This is a genomic window from Moorena producens 3L (assembly GCF_000211815.1).
Lineage (GTDB): Bacteria > Cyanobacteriota > Cyanobacteriia > Cyanobacteriales > Coleofasciculaceae > Moorena > Moorena producens.
Window position 1 is genome coordinate 48496 of record NZ_GL890931.1, and the last position, 17881, is coordinate 66376.

Annotated in this window: 18 protein-coding genes and 2 pseudogenes; 13 read left to right on the plus strand and 7 right to left on the minus strand. The window is 44.7% G+C overall.

What is annotated here, in order from left to right; translation table 11 throughout:
- Positions 1 to 303 precede the first annotated feature (303 nt).
- Both LYNGBM3L_RS17930 and LYNGBM3L_RS17935 read left to right on the plus strand, forming a co-directional pair.
- Complete coding sequence (locus LYNGBM3L_RS17930) at positions 304 to 3636, plus strand: valine--tRNA ligase (protein ID WP_008186146.1); 3333 nt, start codon at positions 304 to 306, stop codon at positions 3634 to 3636.
- 22 nt (positions 3637 to 3658) lie between these two features.
- Positions 3659 to 4126, plus strand: coding sequence for an HmpF-related protein (locus tag LYNGBM3L_RS17935; protein WP_008186148.1), 468 nt, complete (start codon positions 3659 to 3661; stop codon positions 4124 to 4126).
- Positions 4127 to 4289: 163 nt separating this feature from the next.
- On the opposite strand, the gene LYNGBM3L_RS17940 is transcribed toward LYNGBM3L_RS17935, so the two are convergent.
- The 3 genes and pseudogenes from LYNGBM3L_RS17940 to LYNGBM3L_RS17955 all read right to left on the minus strand — a co-directional run bounded on the left by LYNGBM3L_RS17940 (position 4290) and on the right by LYNGBM3L_RS17955 (position 6595).
- A complete protein-coding gene (locus tag LYNGBM3L_RS17940) occupies positions 4290 to 4958 on the minus strand; it encodes an HAS-barrel domain-containing protein (RefSeq protein ID WP_008186150.1) in 669 nt (222 codons plus the stop codon).
- 68 nt (positions 4959 to 5026) lie between these two features.
- Positions 5027 to 5218, minus strand: coding sequence for an NAD(P)H dehydrogenase subunit NdhS (locus LYNGBM3L_RS17945; RefSeq protein WP_044493740.1), 192 nt, complete (start codon positions 5216 to 5218; stop codon positions 5027 to 5029).
- A gap of 121 nt (positions 5219 to 5339) precedes the next feature.
- Positions 5340 to 6595 (minus strand): annotated as a pseudogene (locus LYNGBM3L_RS17955) (RRXRR domain-containing protein).
- Between LYNGBM3L_RS17955 and LYNGBM3L_RS17960 the strand changes: the two are divergent.
- Positions 6594 to 6803 carry a hypothetical protein gene (locus LYNGBM3L_RS17960; RefSeq protein WP_008186158.1) on the plus strand — a complete coding sequence of 70 codons (210 nt, stop codon included), beginning with the start codon at positions 6594 to 6596 and terminating at the stop codon, positions 6801 to 6803. The pseudogene LYNGBM3L_RS17955 and the gene LYNGBM3L_RS17960 sit on opposite strands and share 2 nt — an antisense overlap.
- Before the next feature lie 37 nt (positions 6804 to 6840).
- Here LYNGBM3L_RS17960 and rodA read toward each other — a convergent pair whose 3' ends face one another.
- Positions 6841 to 8109: a rod shape-determining protein RodA gene (gene rodA, locus LYNGBM3L_RS17965; RefSeq protein WP_008186160.1), complete on the minus strand. Its 1269-nt coding sequence runs from the start codon at positions 8107 to 8109 to the stop codon at positions 6841 to 6843.
- A gap of 396 nt (positions 8110 to 8505) precedes the next feature.
- Entirely contained in the window at positions 8506 to 9570 is a 1065-nt protein-coding gene (locus tag LYNGBM3L_RS17970; protein ID WP_008186161.1) for an Mrp/NBP35 family ATP-binding protein, read from the minus strand.
- Between the two features lie 490 nt (positions 9571 to 10060).
- Between LYNGBM3L_RS17970 and LYNGBM3L_RS34965 the strand changes: the two genes are divergently transcribed.
- From LYNGBM3L_RS34965 to LYNGBM3L_RS17995, 4 genes are all read left to right on the plus strand, one after another.
- Positions 10061 to 10417: an enolase C-terminal domain-like protein gene (locus tag LYNGBM3L_RS34965; RefSeq protein ID WP_267872056.1), complete on the plus strand. Its 357-nt coding sequence runs from the start codon at positions 10061 to 10063 to the stop codon at positions 10415 to 10417.
- 351 nt (positions 10418 to 10768) lie between these two features.
- Complete coding sequence (locus LYNGBM3L_RS36705) at positions 10769 to 10936, plus strand: EamA family transporter (protein ID WP_267872057.1); 168 nt, start codon at positions 10769 to 10771, stop codon at positions 10934 to 10936.
- 16 nt (positions 10937 to 10952) lie between these two features.
- Complete coding sequence (locus LYNGBM3L_RS17990) at positions 10953 to 11333, plus strand: 2-oxoglutarate and iron-dependent oxygenase domain-containing protein (protein ID WP_008186169.1); 381 nt, start codon at positions 10953 to 10955, stop codon at positions 11331 to 11333.
- On the plus strand, positions 11269 to 11895 hold the full coding sequence (locus LYNGBM3L_RS17995) for a 2OG-Fe(II) oxygenase family protein (RefSeq protein WP_229414581.1): 627 nt from the start codon (positions 11269 to 11271) through the stop codon (positions 11893 to 11895). The genes LYNGBM3L_RS17990 and LYNGBM3L_RS17995 overlap by 65 nt, the downstream gene beginning before the upstream one ends.
- A gap of 347 nt (positions 11896 to 12242) precedes the next feature.
- On the opposite strand, the gene LYNGBM3L_RS18000 is transcribed toward LYNGBM3L_RS17995, so the two are convergent.
- Together LYNGBM3L_RS18000 and LYNGBM3L_RS34030 are read right to left on the minus strand one after the other, a co-directional pair.
- The gene (locus LYNGBM3L_RS18000; RefSeq protein WP_008186174.1) at positions 12243 to 12929 is read right to left on the minus strand and encodes a class I SAM-dependent DNA methyltransferase; all 687 of its coding nucleotides are present in this window, start codon (positions 12927 to 12929) and stop codon (positions 12243 to 12245) included.
- 13 nt (positions 12930 to 12942) lie between these two features.
- Positions 12943 to 13785, minus strand: a complete 843-nt coding sequence (locus tag LYNGBM3L_RS34030; protein WP_008186175.1) for an aspartyl/asparaginyl beta-hydroxylase domain-containing protein — start codon at positions 13783 to 13785, stop codon at positions 12943 to 12945.
- Positions 13786 to 13813: 28 nt separating this feature from the next.
- Here LYNGBM3L_RS34030 and LYNGBM3L_RS50445 point away from each other — a divergent pair.
- From LYNGBM3L_RS50445 to LYNGBM3L_RS18030, 6 genes and pseudogenes are all read left to right on the plus strand, one after another.
- Positions 13814 to 13912, plus strand: a pseudogene (locus tag LYNGBM3L_RS50445) (IS982 family transposase); the annotation flags it as partial.
- A 121-nt stretch (positions 13913 to 14033) separates the two neighbouring features.
- On the plus strand, positions 14034 to 14189 hold the full coding sequence (locus tag LYNGBM3L_RS45880) for a hypothetical protein (protein ID WP_008186177.1): 156 nt from the start codon (positions 14034 to 14036) through the stop codon (positions 14187 to 14189).
- A 231-nt stretch (positions 14190 to 14420) separates the two neighbouring features.
- A complete protein-coding gene (locus LYNGBM3L_RS18015) occupies positions 14421 to 14801 on the plus strand; it encodes a 2-oxoglutarate and iron-dependent oxygenase domain-containing protein (RefSeq protein WP_008186179.1) in 381 nt (126 codons plus the stop codon).
- The gene (locus LYNGBM3L_RS18020; RefSeq protein ID WP_229414582.1) at positions 14737 to 15405 is read left to right on the plus strand and encodes a 2OG-Fe(II) oxygenase family protein; all 669 of its coding nucleotides are present in this window, start codon (positions 14737 to 14739) and stop codon (positions 15403 to 15405) included. Before LYNGBM3L_RS18015 ends, LYNGBM3L_RS18020 begins: the two co-directional genes overlap by 65 nt.
- A gap of 205 nt (positions 15406 to 15610) precedes the next feature.
- Positions 15611 to 17380, plus strand: coding sequence for a S8 family peptidase (locus tag LYNGBM3L_RS18025; RefSeq protein ID WP_008186187.1), 1770 nt, complete (start codon positions 15611 to 15613; stop codon positions 17378 to 17380).
- A complete protein-coding gene (locus tag LYNGBM3L_RS18030; protein ID WP_008186190.1) occupies positions 17377 to 17601 on the plus strand; it encodes a hypothetical protein in 225 nt (74 codons plus the stop codon). The genes LYNGBM3L_RS18025 and LYNGBM3L_RS18030 overlap by 4 nt, the downstream gene beginning before the upstream one ends.
- Positions 17602 to 17881: the final 280 nt, after the last annotated feature.

Sequence of the window (17881 nt, forward strand, 5' to 3'; positions counted from 1 at the left end):
TTCTGCTATTCATTTGTTATATGATAAGCATGACACTTTATCTGACTGTGGATGTGGAAATTTTTGTAAATGCTGATAGGGTAACTCTCAAGTGTTGATCTCGATTGATCAACCGCGAAGACGACTCGCTTTTCTATACTTATCGATATATTAGCTGCACAGGTATTTGGTGACTGCCCACCAACTCATGCTCCCCTGCTTTTATGCCGCACGCATCCTTCCCGTCTTTGCAGTTCATTCCCTTAACTATACCTTGAGCCTGTGGCAAAATTGAGGTAAGCCCATCTATTCACCATTCCCAGCATGACCGCAACCACACCCACCCTGGCAACCAAATACGAACCCAAAACCACCGAAGCCAAGTGGCAAAAATACTGGGAAGAAAACCAAGTCTTCAAAGCTGACCCAAATCACCAGGGTGAACCCTACTGCGTTGTTATCCCCCCACCTAACGTTACTGGGAAGTTGCACATGGGTCATGCCTTCGAGAGTGCCCTGATTGACACCCTCGTGCGTTACCACCGGATGACAGGACGCAATACCCTGTGGCTACCGGGAACTGACCACGCTAGTATTGCTGTACAAACCATTCTCGATAGACAGCTAGAAGCTGAAGGCAAAACCCGCTATGACTTGGGACGGGAAAAGTTTCTTGAACGGGCTTGGGTGTGGAAGGAAGAATCAGGTGGCACCATCGTTAACCAGCTGAGGCGTTTGGGAGTCTCGGTGGATTGGTCGCGGGAACGCTTCACGATGGATGAAGGCTTATCGAAAGCGGTAATTGAAGCCTTTGTCCAACTTTATGATCAGGGACTGATTTATCGGGGCGAATATATGGTCAACTGGTGTCCAGCCTCGGAGTCGGCTGTATCAGATTTGGAAGTGGAAAATAAGGAAGTTGATGGGCATTTGTGGCATTTTCGATATCCCCTGACTGATAGCAATGGTTTTGTGGAAGTAGCTACCACTAGACCAGAAACTATGTTGGGGGATACGGCGGTTGCAGTTAATCCTGATGATGAACGCTACCAGGATTTAATTGGTAAAACTGTAACCTTGCCAATTATGGGACGAGAAATTCCGATTATTGCTGATGAGTTGGTTGATCCAGGGTTTGGCACCGGTTGTGTCAAGGTAACTCCTGCCCATGACCCTAATGACTTTCAAATGGGTCAGCGTCATAGTCTGCCATTCATTAACATCATGAATAAGAATGGCACCTTAAATGAAAAGGCTGGCCCTTTCCAAGGACAAGACCGGTTTGAAGCCCGGAAAAATGTGGTGAAGCAGCTCGAAGCAGAAGAGCTGTTGCTTAAGGTAGAGGACTACAAACATACGGTACCCTATAGCGATCGCGGAAAGGTTCCTGTTGAACCCCTAATCTCAACGCAATGGTTTGTCAAAATTCGCCCCCTAGCTGACAGAGCCCTAGAGTCTCTTGACCAGCACCATTCACCAGTATTTATCCCGGAACGTTGGACAAAGGTCTACCGAGATTGGCTGGTGAAATTAAAAGACTGGTGCATTTCCCGCCAACTCTGGTGGGGACACCAAATTCCGGCTTGGTATGTGGTGAGTGAAACCAATGGCACAATCACTAGCGAGACTCCGTTTATTGTGGCTCACCATGAAGCAGAGGCTAAGAAAAAAGCCATAGCAAAATTTGGAGAAAATGTCAAGCTAGAGCAAGACCCAGATGTGCTGGATACCTGGTTTTCTTCAGGATTGTGGCCCTTCTCTACTATGGGGTGGCCTGATCAGACCAAGGATTTGAAGACTTACTATCCCACTACCACCCTGGTAACAGGTTTTGACATCATTTTCTTCTGGGTTGCCCGCATGACCATGATGGCAAGACATTTTACGGGTCAGATGCCGTTTAAGAGTGTTTACATCCACGGGCTAGTGCGGGATGAGAACAATAAGAAAATGTCTAAGTCCGCTAACAATGGTATTGACCCCTTAATCCTGATTGACAAGTATGGTACGGATGCCGTGCGCTATACCTTGGTTCGGGAAGTGGCAGGTGCAGGTCAAGATATCCGATTAGAGTATGACCGCAAGACGGATGAGTCAGCTTCTGTAGAAGCATCCCGCAATTTTGCCAATAAACTGTGGAATGCAGCCCGGTTTGTAATGCTAAACCTTGATGGTAAGACTCCCGAAGAGTTGGGTCAACCAACAGTAGAGGCATTGGAATTATGCGATCGCTGGATTCTTTCCCGTTTTCATCAAGTGGTGCGTCAAACTAGGGATGATCTAGATGCTTATGGCTTGGGAGAAGCGGCTAAGGGACTTTATGAGTTCATCTGGGGTGATTTTTGTGATTGGTACATTGAACTGGTAAAACCTAGGCTGCGTCAGGATGCCAATTCTCCGTCGCGGGTTGTGGCACAGCAAACTCTAGCTTACGTTTTAGAGGGTATCCTAAAGCTCCTCCATCCCTTCATGCCCCATATTACTGAAGAAATCTGGCACACCTTGACCCATAAATCTGGGGAGGTGTTGGCGCTACAACCTTATCCTATAGAGTACCTAGATGGTCAAACTGGGGAAGAGGAACTACAGACAACGGAGAGCGAACTGCTAACCGATAATACATCCGATTATCCTGATGCCCAATCACCGAGGTCAGGAACATCTTTGTCTAAGGAAAAGGAAATCTCTAAGCAAAGTGTAGCTGTATTGTTTAAAGTGCCAGAAATTTCTAGGAAGTTGTTCGAGGACTACAAAGAACCGATAATCGCAGCAGGGTTGGTTGTGGGAGTAATTATTGCCCTGAATATCCTCACAGCCTTCGTGGGTGCGCTCAATCGCATTTCCTTAGTCTCAACTAGTTTAGAACTGATTGGTCTAGGATATGCCATTTGGTTTGTTTCCCGTTATGTGCTCAAGGCTGAGAATCGTCAAGAGTTATCGGAAAAAATTAAATCCATCAAAGCAGAAATTGTTGGTAAGGAAGACAGTCAGCAATCCTCGGAATTGAGTAAAATTGAGTCCAAAATGGGGATGATTGATGGAAATATACAACAGGGAGAAGATATTAAAGATATAGAAGATATCAAAGATATAGAAGAGGGGCAGGTTAGAATAGACCATGACGTTCCGCCCATAGGCAATACCCACTCTTCTATATCCCCAAGTTCTCTAATTGACTCAGAACTAGAGCAAAGGTTTGAGCTGCTGATCGGTACAATCCGTACTATCCGCAACCTCCGGGCTGAAGCAGAGATTAAACCAGGGGTGACCGCACCTGTTATTCTGCAAAGCAGCAACAGTGACGAACGTCAAATTTTGGAAGCGGGTCAAGCCTATATCAAAGACATAGGTAAGGTCAATCAATTAACCATCACTCCAGCCTTGGAGAAAGAGGTAAAAAATACCATGGCGGGTGTAGTCGGCACAGTCCAGGTGCTAATTCCCCTAACTGGTGTGGTGGATGTGGATGCTCTACGGGCTAAGTTAGAAAAGAATTTAGGTAAAGTGGAGGCGGAAGTCAAATCCTTGTCTGGGCGTCTGGGTAATAAGAACTTTGTGAGTAAAGCTCCAGAAGCAGTGGTTAAGGGTGCTCAAGAGGCATTAGCTGAGGCTAAAAAGCAAGAGTCTATTTTACGCGATCGCTTAAATAGACTTTAATCATATTTCAATCAAACCGGTAATGCTACACCTAGCTCAAGTTCAAGACAATAACGATTTTGGCGGGCTCCAATTGCAACTACTTGCCCGCCAAAACTCTGATCAATTCTGGGAAGTCATTGAGCCAAGACCTGTCGCGTTTACTAATTCCCAAGCTTTAAAAGAAGGTTACTTAGTCTTAATCGATCTGGCTGAAACTCAAGAGGTAATCTCTATTCAATCTGCCACCGATTGGGTGTTAGATTTAGTCAAGAAGTATTTAACAGCTGAGGTTAAGTCTACCTTTTTAGAGGAAGAAATGAAACGGGCTGAACAATGGCGGCAAGAGCTAACCTTGAAAAGCCAAGGGTTAGATATCCGCGATTTAGAAGTAGAAGCACGTCGCGAAAAAATTGAAGCCTTAGCAGAAAACTTGAAATTGGAGAAGAAACAGCTGGAGCAAAAGGTAGCTCAATTGCAGGCTAAAATTGATCAAGCCGGTAATGAGTAAAGGGAATAGGGAATAGGGAATAGGGAATAGGGAATAGGGAAACAGAGGGAGGTGTGGGTCGAAATTCCTGTTGGAAGTAACCAGGAAACTAAAAAAGTAATTTGTCAAGTAATTCGTAGTCTACCCCCATTATCCCCGTAAGGGATAACAGGGGAGGAGGATACTACCAATGAATCTGACTTAAAATATACCGCAAGCGGTCATAATCATCCTTAAGTAAGACACTCAAGGTTCGTCCGGCCTTGACTAACCAGTCACGGTCAGTCTGACGAAGACGATAAACTTCTCTAATTACAGCTGCTGTCAGGGGGTCTACTGGGGCACCATTAACTTCCAAAAGTGTTCGCAAAAAATCCAACTGTTCACTAAAGTGAATAACCTCTGATGGTTCACACTGGTAGACAGGTTGATGAATTTGCGGGGGACGGGGTGGAAGATACTGATAGACTCGACCGTGATGGTTGCTAAAACCATTCACACCCTCTTCGGAAGACATAAATCCAACGATGGCAGCACGAAACTCAGTTTTGAGCATGGCAAAAATCTGAGGCTGCTGCTCACGTAATTCTGCCAGTGACAATCCTAAAGCTGTTGCTCGATGAACCGAGTCAATGGGGCTAGTGGTAGCATAATAAACTACAGCAAAAATTTGATTACCTGACTCATCATCTACAGATTTTACCCAGCTGCCAAAGGGAGGCATGACTGGAAAGCTTAGATCTTCTGGCTCTAAACATTGAGCAAGAAATTCTGTAGTTGCTGTTTCAATCACCTCAGCAAGGTGATTTTCTGAGCGATTGCTGGGAGTAAACTGGGGTAAGGGAAGGCGCATGGTTTAGCGATTAGTCATGATTAGTCATTAGTCATTAATTATTGATCTCTTTGATCTATGCCTGTCCACTAACCCTTTTTACCAATTTTTGGTTTCACCTCTTCGATTTCCGACAGCTGAAACGTCACTAATTTATCCCAGTTACCTCCTTCAAACAGCACAGCTGCTTTACCATCACTAACCCTCTGTACTAGCCCCTCAAAGCGATAATAGGTATCGTCAACATTGATTACGCGAACTATAGAACCTGGAAAAATCATGATTGCCTCAAAACTTAGATTTCCTTTACTAGGATAGGAGATATTGGACTTATTAGTCATTAAATCTTCGCGGCTGGATACCCCATCCTTCTTAAAGTGGGGAGGAAAGCCGCGCCTCCAATTAGTGGTTTACAATTAATCCCGTTGAACGTTTTAGAAGTCGGACTTTTCGGGCAGTAAATTGTCCAATTCTTTTCCAGTTAACATCGCTAACAGAAACTTGCCTTACTGTCTCACCGCTCACCCAACCTCGATAGGTTATCCCAGCCTTAACCGCCTCAACATAGTCTCCTTTGCGAAAACCATGGCTAGTGGTTGTCCCACCGTATTTACGTCGTTTCCCACCCTTAGAGGATATCTGAAAAGTTTTTTGATACTGAATTTTGCCCCCCTGACCCCCCAACTTTGGGGGGAACAAGAGTCAATTTGCTTCTAAAAGTCCCCCAGAATTGGGGGATTTAGGGGGCTTGGATGTAGCAAATGAGACTTCTCAGACAACCTCTTAGAAAACTGCAATAGATGCAACTGGCGACGACTTATGGGGGCACGTCTAATGACTGAAAACACAGCATTAGTTACATCACAGTTTTTTGGAACACTCAGTTTTCCGTTGCGGTGATAATAATTTTTGCGTCGAAAAAAATGAGTAGCAGCTAGGGCTATTCCATCTACTGCATGGGTATTAACTGTTTGCTGACTTTTGTCAGTTTTGTCTTTTATTAGTCCTAATGCCTCTCTTTTTAAAGCGGTCTCCCAGCCTTGTTTTTGAATTACTGGGGCTATTTGCTCCAACTGAGAGATTGCCCAATACTGGCCTACCATCACAGGAGAAAACCCTTTGCTCCCTCTTGCCTTGACCACTTCATAGACGATGACATTTACTGGATACAAAAAACAAAGCTCTTTTGTTACCCGATTTTCTAGTTGACGGTTTGCCCTAATTGAAGGGGGAACCCTTTTTACTCTACGGTTTGAGAATCGTTTTTGCCGATGAGACCTTTGTGAGTAAGCAACCTTGCGATCTATTCGACGACTTCTACGAGTTTTTTCGGCGAAGCCGACGCTACGCGAACGCATCATTCGCCGAGTATCCATGCGTTCTCGAACTTTCTTGTCAGGCAAGATCAGATGTCCTGTCCAAAGAGTGATTTTACTTGACTGAACAGCCATACCAGAAAACATCTTTCCGGGGTCAATACCAATGGCAATATCCTGGGTTTGATTTCCAGATGGTTGATTAACTAGCTGAACAGCAAAAACATTTAGATCGTTTGGATAAACAACGGCAAGACCGCATAGCAGCCAGCGGCGAGCGCGAGAAGCTTTTGTCGGCATTAATGGTTTGCCATCAGGTGAAATTACTGGAACTCGTAACATGGTGATAAACCTCACGAGAAAAGTATTTAGGTTACCCTGTCCCCTTGACCACCGAATCCAAGATGTCCTGCCCAAAGCAGCAACTGACAACACAGTTTTAAAGAGATCCAGACTGGGGAAGCATCTGGAAGTTCTTACCAGGATTCGGCTCAATGGTCTAGTCAATCACGGTAGTTGGTTGTCTACCAAGCCCCATCCATCCTCTTAGGGTGGGGTTATTGACCCAGTATCTTATAACCCATAACTCATTGAAACTTCAATCGCTGTCGATAATTGGCCACTGCTTGAGCCAACCCTAGACCAAGAAAGTTGGTTAGTAGGGCTGAACGACCGTAACTGAGTAAAGGTAGAGGAATTCCTGTGATGGGAGCTAAGCCAATAGTCATCCCAATGTTGATCACGGTTTGAAACACAATCATTGAGAGCACGCCAATTGTTACCAGAGAGCCAAAGTTGTCTTTAGCATTCTGAGCAATCAGCACCAAGCGTAGGCACAACCACCACAGGGCTAATAAAATACACAAGCAACCTACAAAGCCTAGTTCTTCACCAATGGCTGAGAAAATGAAGTCAGTATGCTGTTCCGGGATAAAGTGGAGTTGAGTTTGAGTTCCCTGGTTTAGTCCCCTTCCCCAAAGTTGACCAGCACCGATCCCAATCCGAGACTGAATTAGGTGATATCCTCCTCCAAGAGGGTCTAGATCGGGGTTCAAAAAGAGCGTTAATCGGTCTTTTTGATAGTCCTTCAACAGATTCCAGAAGACTTTTCCTAACGGTCCGACAACTAGGTTAATAACCAGGGTACCCAAGGCTCCCAACCAGCGCCAAGGGAGACTGAGGAAAGCAATCAGTGTGATTACAGCAGCCCAGGTATACCATGCAGGTGAAGATAGACTGAAGACAATGGCTGACACCAGAGGGGAAATCAACACGAGCAACCAGGCGGGATTGGCATTTGCCCAGTAAAGCATACTCAAGGTAATTGCCCCAAACACCAAGGATGTTCCCAGATCAGGCTGCCCAAACACTAATGCCCAAGGTAATATAGTTACTGCTAAAGCTGCTATTACTGCTGGAATGGTAGTAGCGGGCCGTTTGTGCAAGATGGCAGCTAGAGTAATAATCAACCCGATCTTGGCAAATTCTGAGGGTTGAACATTAAACCCTCCAATGGTAACCCAACGCTGAGCCCCCTTAGCACTGGCACCGATCATCATTACAGCAATTAAGGACAGATTGGTGATGGCGTAAATTACCCAATGCCATTGGATCAGGGAATGATAGCGCGATCGCGCGATGAATAGAGCGATGAACAATCCAATACTACCAATGAGCAAGTGGGAGACCCAATAGTTTCCACCATTGTCGATGGCTGCAGAGCGAATCATCACTGCCCCAAAGATGGTTAGCCCCACAGTCAGGAATAATAGTTGCCAGTCTAAGTCCTGCCAGGGGGCCCACAACAGCCGCCAACGAATACTATTTCTAATTCTAAATTTATTAATTTGTACCATCAGTTATGAGGTATGAGCGATTAGGTATGAGCTAAGCTATCAGCTTTCAGCTATCAGCTTTCAGCTATCAGCTTTCAGCTATCAGCTTTCAGCTATCAGCTATCAACTATCAGCTTATGTGCTACGCACACGCTACTTGAGGTGCTTTTGAATAAAATAAGCTGACGGCTGAGAGCTGACGGCTGACGGCACCTCAAGTAGCGTGGGCATAGGGCACGCTACACCGAACAGCTTTTGAATAAAACAAGTAAGCATTCGTTTAATCTAAGTTAGGGAAAGCTGACCGCTGACCGCTGACCGCTGACGGTATGAGCTATTAGGCATTAGGGATTACAAAATTGTTAATGGTGATTTTCCATGTTCTATTTTTGAGTTATTATTGCCTGCAAGTCTTTGTTAATTAGAAAGGGCAGCAATGGAAACTTTGGCTGCAATCTGAGATGCGATCGCTACCAGTGCTTTAGCGGAGGCTGACTCTGGATTGCCAACAGCGATGGGCAATCCTTGATCCCCTCCCTGCCGTAGGGAAATTTCTAGGGGAATACAACCGAGCAAGGGAATCCCTAGTTCTTTTGATGTTTTTTCACCTCCTCCAGAGCCAAACAGGTCATACTGACGATCGGGCAAGTCTGGTGGGATAAAGTAACTCATATTTTCTATGATTCCCAACACGGGGACTCCCATTTGCTCAAACATTTTCAAGCCTCGGCGGGAGTCTAAAAGAGCGACATTTTGGGGTGTTGTCACAATTACTGCTCCTGCCATCGGTACTGCTTGGGCTAAGGTTAGCTGAGCATCCCCAGTGCCTGGTGGCATATCCACAATCAGATAGTCCAATTCACCCCACTCTACTTGATAGAGGAACTGGCGAATAATTCCATTTAACATTGGTCCGCGCCAAATAACTGGCTGGTCTGGATCAATTAGAAATCCCATGGACACTAGCTTGACACCGTGGTTGAAGGCTGGCTCGATCACATCCCCCTGTTTTCCTTTCTGAACCATGACTTTGGCATCAGCTAATCCCAGCATGGCTGGAGCATTGGGACCATAGATATCAGCGTCTAGGAGACCGACTTTAGCCCCCAACTGAGCCAAAGCAACTGCGACATTTACCGCAACAGTACTCTTACCGACGCCTCCCTTACCACTGGAAATGGCTAAAATATTTTTTACCCCCTCAATACCAGTGCGGTCAGGCAAGGATTTTTGCTGAGGTGTTTCAGCGGTAACATCCACCACTACCTCTTCTACTCCCGATAGTTGTTTCACTGCCTTCTGGCAATCCTCTACAATAAATTCCCGCAAGGGACAGGCTGGGGTGGTCAACACTAAGGTAAAACTGACTGTACCGTTGTCAACCTTGACATTGCGGATCATATTTAACTCCACTAAACTCTTCTGGAGTTCGGGGTCTTGTACCGGTCGTAATACGTCTAAAACTGAATTTGTATCAAGCATGACAGATAGGCGGGCATAGCGTGTGTGTTAGCTAAGGCCACGAGGAATGGGGCTACGGTTAGATTGTAGAGCTTTACTAGGCGCAGTGATTGCCAATCAGACTAAGAAAACAGACAATTGCTAAGCATTCAGCTGTCAGCTATCAGCCGTGAGTCTTGGGCTATGGCTGATAACTGAATGCTTAAGATAGCTGAATGCTTAAGACAATCGAGGCGATCGTTAGCAACTGTCTTGAACTGTCTCGGATTGTTTTTGTATTTGACTCACAGTCTAACCCTTGTCTACTTATTTTGATGCAGTCGTTGATGGGGGAAACACCTTCCTTTTGGCCGTGGTGCATCGCTTTTAGGCTTGTTGTGATGCCCACCTACTTACTGACTCTATTTGTTATTTTGAACAACCCTGTGAAACCTATGAAGAATGTCTTCAAGTCCGTCGCGTCACATCTCATCTGATTATCTTAGATTAATGTATTCAGCGCTATGGGGATATTGTCCGCGCTCAAGGTGACCATGCTTGTGAAGCAATTGGGTTAAAAATTAATCGGGTTGCTGGTTTAACTAAAGCCAAGCGCATCCGAGATTTTTGTGTGGAAACTGGGATTCGGATGAATATTGAAGAAACTGGGGGTAGTGTGATTGCAGATACGGCAGCGGTGCATCTTGCCCAGGCAACTCCACGAATGTTTTTGCGTGCGACTTGGTTATGTAATGATATGCTAACTATTGACACAGCTACAGGTGGTGCCCGCAATCAAGGGGGTAAAACCTTTGCGCCAGAAGCTCCAGGGCTGGGTGTAGAGCCAATACTTGATGTTTTGGGTGAAGCGATCGCGGTGTATAAATAAATAGATTAAAGAATGGTTTATACCCACATTAGGCACAGTTTTATCTTGGGGATTTTGGGCTTTCTTACCTAAATTTTCTGATCAGTACATTAGCGCTAAAAGTGCCATTGTCTACCAGGGATTAGGGGGAACAATCCTTGCCTTACTTATCCTGATAAACCTTGGTAATAGCTTGAAAAACCATCCAAAAGGCGCTATTTTAGCCATTATTGCAGGTATGCTGAACTTTTTGGGGGTGCTATTTTATAGCAGTCGCCAGGGCAGTTAGGACATGACAAAAGTCTCAAACCTAAGTAAGCGCAAGAGTTTGACTTCTGACTTCTGACTTCTGACTTCTGACTTCTGCTATATATCAAGGCAGTTTCTAAAGGTTCTATGGCAATCGTTTCTACCCTATCAGCCCTTTATCCCTTAGTGGTCATTGTCCTGGGGTTAGTTGTTTTGCACGAAACACTGACCCTGAAACAAATGATTGGCATTGGTTTTGCCCTAGTTGCGATCGCGCTAATTGCTACATAAATTAGGAGAATTATAAATGAATACCTTACCGGTAATTTCATTAGCAAAGTTAAAATACATCAATGGTTCAAACTCAGGTAACGAAGAACACAAGCGTCTCTATGACATCTGCTTAGATCATGGTTTTTTCTATTTGAAATATCATGGCATTTCTGCTGATTTATTTCAACAAACCATCGACAGCTCTCGTAACTTTTTCCAGTTGCCACAGGACATTAAAAAAGCCTACGGCCAAGACAAACAAACCGTTTATCCCAACACCTCTAGGGGCTACGTTCCCGTTTACGGCGAAATCCTCCATGAAGACGTTGGTCCTGATTCCAAGGAACTGTTTGACCAAGGCAATCGAACATCCACCTTCAGACAAGCCGTTTACTGGCCCGACCTTGATTCCTGATCATACTGTAGCCCCTGGTTTTGCGGCATCCCACTATCAGCTTCAAGGGGAAATTATGACTAAAATTGTTCCCCACCTTCTCAGGGCACTGGCTGTTGCTTTGAACCTTGACCCGGATTGGTTTGACCCTTATTTTGACGATCCAATCCTGATCCATCGAACCATTTACTACCCCTCTGAAAGTGGTGTGGCAGGAAAACATACAGACAACGGCATTTTTACTGTGTTAATCCAAGAATATTTTTCCACCCCTTCCCTGCGGGTTTATACGAAAAATGCCTGGATTGATGCGGTTTGTTTAGAAGATGCTTTTGTGATTAATTTGGGGGATATGTTGCAACTTTGGACAAATGGTTTGTTTGTGAGTACTCCCCACGAAGTGATTCATACACTCTCCAGGAGTCGGATTTCGATTCCTTTCTTTGTTTATCCAGATGTCAACGCAACATTTGAACCGATCGGAACCGATAAAAAGATCAATGCTACTGACATTATGCTGAAAAATTTGAATTCAATTTGGGTGAATAAAACAGGGGCAGGTCGGGCTAAAGAATTAAAGTAATTATAAGTATTCAGCTATCAGCAATCAGCTTTCAGCTAAAGAGGTAAAATTTCGAAGTCTTAAATTCTAACGTTTGCGTAGCGTGGACATAGGCTTGCATAGGTTGATTTTAAGCTGTTCGCTTACCATGAGCCTTGGCCTTGGCCGTTGGCCACGCTACCCGAATGGCCAACGGCTGAATGCTTACAGTGAGACCATTGGGGCTTGACTGATTATCAGTTATTATTAAAAACTCATTGTAGACCCGAAAAACTTATCTCTTGAGTCAGTTTAATTCATCTAACCATTGCCTCCGATTTTTCCGCTACTTTTTCAGCAAGCCCTAGTTAGGAGCGCAAAAGCCTGTACTAAAGAACTTGGCAGGCAAAGTAAACTGCTTGTACCCCATCAGCAGGTAGATAGTCCCCACACTCTTGAGCAACAATCTTCCAGGATCGATTTTCTTCTAGGCGTTTGATCATGGCTGTTATCGCTGAATCAGACTTGTCATACACAGATTTGCGAACGCTAAATACAACAAACCCTCCTGGTCGAGTGACTCTTACAAATTCAGGCATTGCGGAATCAGGCATTGCTGCATGACTGAACCCTCCAGCACACAGGACTGCGTCAAATTCATCTGGCTGCAAAATTTCATTTGTTTCTGGGAAGCAGGCATGATGAAGTGCCTCATAAATTCCTCGCTTCTCTGCTTGCGCTAACATTTTTGAGGACAGATCAACACCTATGATCGAGAGAGGATTGTAACCCAGATTGATCAGTTCAACTCCACCAATACCTGTACCAACCCCTGCATCCAAGATGCGCAGACCCTTATGTTTTGGCACGTGCCTACTAAAGAATAGGGTTGTATAGTGACTACAGCCAGATGTACCGTCTCCAGCTAAGTCCAAGAGAAATTCATCGTAATTCTCTGCATGCTTATCATATGCTCTCTCTAGCCTATCTGGATCATAAGTGAGGGCATGCACATCTCTGTGAAATTGTCCAAGACGACCGTCAATGATCTTACCTTCAATATGATCTTGTTGCATGATCTGGCTGCTCCTATTTATTCTTGACATTTTGAAGTTCCTCTTGATGCAAAAATCTATACTTTCTACTAATCCATTCCTGCACCTTTTCAAGCCGGGAATATTTTTCGTACAAACTGACAACTAAGTCATAGGAAAAACCTAAGGGCTGATTGTATTGCAAAAAGGTTGTAAGTAGCATTTCCTCAGCATCGTGTTCTCGATTCTCATCAACAAGTCTAGCAGCAAGGCTAAGTAGTTTATTGTAGATATCAGGGGTTGGTTCAGGCAGTATGGTTACACTTTCTTCAAGTAAATATACTTGATCAATTTCATGGCTGAGTTCATTGTTTAGATAAGCATCTATTATTAAATGGATTCTTACAGACTGTCCATTTATAAAACCATGTACATCAGAATCAGGTCGTAAAAGCCAGAGAGTATCTGGCTTCAAGTGAACTGATGTATCAGAGAAAACCATGTAGCTATCTGGTGATGTGGAAATTGGTACATGCAGCCTGACTTTCTGCTTCTCAGACAATTCAGAATAATCTCGATGTTCCCAAAAGCAAGTACCTGGAGCAAGCTTGTTTAATCTAACCCACATCAACGATAGATTGCAATGCTCTAAAAATGAACGTATTGTTGGCAATTTATCAAGTTCAAGAGTTGCTTTTGGGCTGCAATCTTCAATAATTGTATCGGTGGAGTCTCCAGTTTTACTAAAGAGTGACAAAACTTCATATCCCTGACTTGTATACTCACGGTAAGAATTTTCTTGCCATGGCAGAGAAGTTGCTTGCTCAATTTCTTTGGCGGCATCATGGGAAAATCCAGTTGGCAAATCCCGAAGAATTCCAATAGTTCTACTAAGCATTAATACTCACCAAGCTTGGGCTAGCGGTCAAATTTTGGAATTGATGCCCTGGTCTGTGATTCTGTTGTGCTGTTTTCTGCACACTCGCACCAGAGTTGTGACGGGCATTTCCTTGATCGATTATACGAAAAAACCGGCTTTAGAGTTAGAAGTCAAAGATTTACCCCTCTGCCTCCTGCTATTGTGTAATATCTAGTTGTATTAAATAACCGTAATATATCACAGATGCAAGACCCAGCTCCAAACTGATGCCCAAGCGAATCAGTATAGAACCCCATCTGAGTATAGGAGAACTAGAACAGCGCTATCGTCAAGGGAAAGATCCGATTGAACGCTCCCACTATCAAATCATCTGGTTGCTAGCCCAAGGCAGAACCAGTGAAGAAATCGCTGTTATGACTTAATATAAACGAAGTTGGATTTATAAACTCGTGTGGGGCTACAACTGGATTGAACCCCTGACCTTGGGAGATGTTAGGCGTAGAAACCTTGGAGATCCTACTAACTTTAGTCAAGTCCTGCAACTCCTCGAACCATAAGCATTTGAACACTTTTGACTTCAATTTTTGTCAGTTAACCAGGTTTTGCCCTAGTTGCGATCGCGCTAATTGCTACATAAATCAGGAGAATTATAAATGAAAACCTTACCCGTAATTTCATTAACAAAATTAACAGACCTCAATGGGTCAAAATCAGGTAATCAAGAACACAAACGCCTCTACAACACCTGCTTAGATCATGGTTTTTTCTATTTGAAAGATCATGGTATTTCTGCCGATTTAGTTCAACAAACTATCGACAGCTCTCGTAACTTTTTCCAGTTGCCAGAGGACATTAAAAAAGCCTACGGCCAAGACAAACAAACGGTTTATCCCAACACCTCTAGGGGCTACATTCCCCTTTATGGCGAAACCTTCCATGAAGAGGTTGGTCCTGATCCCAAGGAAGTTTTTGACCAAGGCAATCGAACATCCACCTTCAGACAAGCCGTTTACTGGTCCTACCTTGATTCCTGATGACACTGTAGCCCCTGGTTTTGCTGCATTCCACTATCAGCTTCAAGGGGAAATCCTGACCAAAATTGTTCCCCACCTTCTCAGGGGGCTGGCTGTGGCTTTGAACCTAGACGCGGATTGGTTTGACCCTTATTTTGACGATCCAATCCTGATCCATCGAGCCAATTACTATCCTCCTGAGTATGGCATTGCCGGAAAACACACAGATACCGGCATCTTCACCGTGTTAATCCAAGAGTATTTCCCAACCCCTTCCCTACGGGTTTATGCCAAAAATGCCTGGATTGATGCGGTTTGTTTAGAAGATGCTTTTGTGATTAATTTGGGGGATATGTTGCAATACTGGACGAATGGCTTATTTGTCAGCACTGCCCATGAAGTGATTCATACAAGCCCCAATAGTCGGGTTTCTATCCCTGTTTTTGTCTTCCCTAATTCCAATACAATTATTGAGCCAATGGGAACCAATGAAAAGATTAACTCTACCAACATTATGCTGGAAAACTTTAATTCAGTTTGGGTGACTAAAACAGGGGCAGGTCGAGCTCGGGAATTAAAGTATTCTGAACATGAAAAAACCAAACTAGCAAGGTTACCAAAGTAGCATGATTGGGATTTTGTAAATAAATTACAAAGATTCTAGCTGACCTGTTGCCCCTTCAGCCTTGGTTAACTGCTTTTGGCCGCGCTGCATCGCTACTCCCTACTCCCTACTCCCTACTCCCTACTCCCTACTCCCTACTCCCTACTCCCTTTGCTATATAAGTTATCGTGGTGATTAAAGACTCGCGAACCAGCGACAGATTGCCATGAGAAAATTTTTGATACTGTGTCTGTTTGTAGTAGGGCTGGGTTTTGCCCTGTTTAACTTTAAAGGATTGGCAAATCAGGGGAATTTTGAGTCGATTGTAATCGACTTCCGGGAAGATATCCCAGCTGCTCAACTTAATGAGCAATTGCAAGCGATCGCACAACAATACGAGGTTAATCCCCAACTCAATAGTGAATTTTCAGCAGCGGATCACATTTATATCCTAAAAGGAGATAAACAACTGCTGAATACCCTGAAACAATCAGGACTATCCCAAGCAACAGAATATATTGAACCGAACTATACCTATAGTGCCTTCGAGGTTCCCAATGACCCTGACTATAGTAAGCAGTGGAACCTGCGCAGCATTAATGTAGAATCTGCCTGGGATGAAACCAAGGGTAGTGGGGTAACAGTAGCAGTGATTGACACTGGGGTCAGCGCAGTCCCAGATTTGAAAGATACTGAATTTGTTGAAGGCTACGACTTTGTCAATGACCGGATTGAAGCATGGGATGATCAAGGTCACGGTACTCACGTAGCCGGTACTATTGCCCAATCTACCAACAATGGTTACGGTGTTGCCGGAATTGCTTACGAAGCTAGCCTGATGCCCCTGAAGGTATTGGCAGCCAATGGTGGTGGTACAGTGGCTGATATTGCGGAAGCGATTCGCTTTGCCGCTGATCATGAGGTAGATGTGATCAACATGAGTTTAGGGGGGGCTGGTGAAAGCAATCTGATGGCAGAGGCAATCGACTATGCCTACCACAAAGGTGTTGTCCTAGTGGCTGCTGCTGGTAACTCTAACCAAAATGCTGCCGCTTATCCCGCCCGCTATCCCCATGTTATTGGTGTTTCTGCCCTTGATTCCGCAGGTCTGAAAGCTCCCTACTCTAACTTTGGTGCTGGGGTAGATATCTCAGCCCCTGGTGGCAGTGAAAATGGTAAGATTTTGCAAGAGACGATTGATGGAGAAACAAGCACCCCTGTATTTGCTGGCTTCCAAGGCACCAGTATGGCATCGCCTCATGTTGCTGGTGTGGCAGCTTTAATCAAAGCTAGTGGGATTCAAGACCCTGCTGATGTATTGAATGTACTCAAGCAGTCCACCCGAGCTATAGAAGATGACCCCCTAAACCACTATGGTGCTGGACAATTAGATGCTGGTGCTGCCGTTCAACTCGCTCTGAAAGGACAAATTACCTTCCAAGACTTCTTCCGCTGGTTACGGGATAACGGCTATCTCAATCCTCGCTTTTGGATTGACGGTGGTGTGATCGCCCTGTGGCCAAAGATTGCTATGGTACTAGGTTCCTACCTGTTGGCCTGGTTCTTGCGCAATTATTTTCCCTTTACTTGGAGTTGGTCTCTTGCCACTGGCTTAGTAGCCGGGAGTTCAGGATTATTCTTCCTGAAAGGTTTGTATATCTTTGACTTACCCCAATGGCCCTTCCGAGTCATGGGCAGTTCGATTCCAGAATTGGGTAGCGCTATTGGCAGCAGCAGTTTTCTCAACCCTCTATTTGCCAGTGTTGTGATTCCATTTATTTTAATCGCCCTACTGTTAGGACATCCACAATGGAAGTGGTTAGCAGTTGGTTCAGCTCTCGGTGTGGCCAGTTGCCTAGCCGTGAGTGCTGTGGTTTCACCTGAGCTAATCTGGCTTGGAGGCGGGGTTTTGTCTCGGGTGTTCCTGATTGCCAATGCCTTGCTCTGTTTTGGACTAGCTTATTTAGCCGTTCAAGGGGAGAAACAATCAGCATGACGATCAGCATCACAGGCGTGATTGAGCGCAAAGAGATGGGGTCAGGAGCCTGGGCACTGGTTTCTGACTCAGGGGAAACCTATGAACTCAAGGACACTCCCCCAGAGTTAAAGCAATCGGGAATAAAGGTCACGGTTACAGGAGAGGTGCGAGAGGATGTGATGAGCTTTGCGATGATTGGTCCGGTGTTAGAGATCAAGTCCTTTGAGTTACTCGATTGAGGATCTTACCTCTTAAAGCAAGATAATCAGGACTTACCCATCAAGACCGTTAAAACCAGGTTTATAGTTGTCTTGATGCAGCCGCTCAAAGCTATCCTCAAAATTCACCTACGGATGGGGTGAAACCCCAAGACTCAGTAATTACCAAAAAACTGGGTCTAAAGCCCCGTCCTTGTAGGACGGGAGCATGTCAAATTCGTAGAATAAATGTACTAAAACGACTGATAACTGGTACTCAATCCCGGAAAACACTATAGTTCAAGAGTTTGTAGTTCAAGTG

Coding starts and splice junctions, on each gene's coding strand:
- LYNGBM3L_RS17930 (WP_008186146.1), top strand. CDS start 304: ATGACCGCAACCACACCCACCCTGGCAACCAAATACGAACCCAAAACC.
- LYNGBM3L_RS17935 (WP_008186148.1), top strand. CDS start 3,659: ATGCTACACCTAGCTCAAGTTCAAGACAATAACGATTTTGGCGGGCTC.
- LYNGBM3L_RS17940 (WP_008186150.1), bottom strand. CDS start 4,958: ATGCGCCTTCCCTTACCCCAGTTTACTCCCAGCAATCGCTCAGAAAAT.
- LYNGBM3L_RS17945 (WP_044493740.1), bottom strand. CDS start 5,218: ATGATTTTTCCAGGTTCTATAGTTCGCGTAATCAATGTTGACGATACC.
- LYNGBM3L_RS17960 (WP_008186158.1), top strand. CDS start 6,594: ATGGTGATAAACCTCACGAGAAAAGTATTTAGGTTACCCTGTCCCCTT.
- rodA (WP_008186160.1), bottom strand. CDS start 8,109: ATGGTACAAATTAATAAATTTAGAATTAGAAATAGTATTCGTTGGCGG.
- LYNGBM3L_RS17970 (WP_008186161.1), bottom strand. CDS start 9,570: ATGCTTGATACAAATTCAGTTTTAGACGTATTACGACCGGTACAAGAC.
- LYNGBM3L_RS17990 (WP_008186169.1), top strand. CDS start 10,953: ATGAATACCTTACCGGTAATTTCATTAGCAAAGTTAAAATACATCAAT.
- LYNGBM3L_RS18000 (WP_008186174.1), bottom strand. CDS start 12,929: ATGCAACAAGATCATATTGAAGGTAAGATCATTGACGGTCGTCTTGGA.
- LYNGBM3L_RS34030 (WP_008186175.1), bottom strand. CDS start 13,785: ATGCTTAGTAGAACTATTGGAATTCTTCGGGATTTGCCAACTGGATTT.
- LYNGBM3L_RS45880 (WP_008186177.1), top strand. CDS start 14,034: ATGCCCAAGCGAATCAGTATAGAACCCCATCTGAGTATAGGAGAACTA.
- LYNGBM3L_RS18015 (WP_008186179.1), top strand. CDS start 14,421: ATGAAAACCTTACCCGTAATTTCATTAACAAAATTAACAGACCTCAAT.
- LYNGBM3L_RS18025 (WP_008186187.1), top strand. CDS start 15,611: ATGAGAAAATTTTTGATACTGTGTCTGTTTGTAGTAGGGCTGGGTTTT.
- LYNGBM3L_RS18030 (WP_008186190.1), top strand. CDS start 17,377: ATGACGATCAGCATCACAGGCGTGATTGAGCGCAAAGAGATGGGGTCA.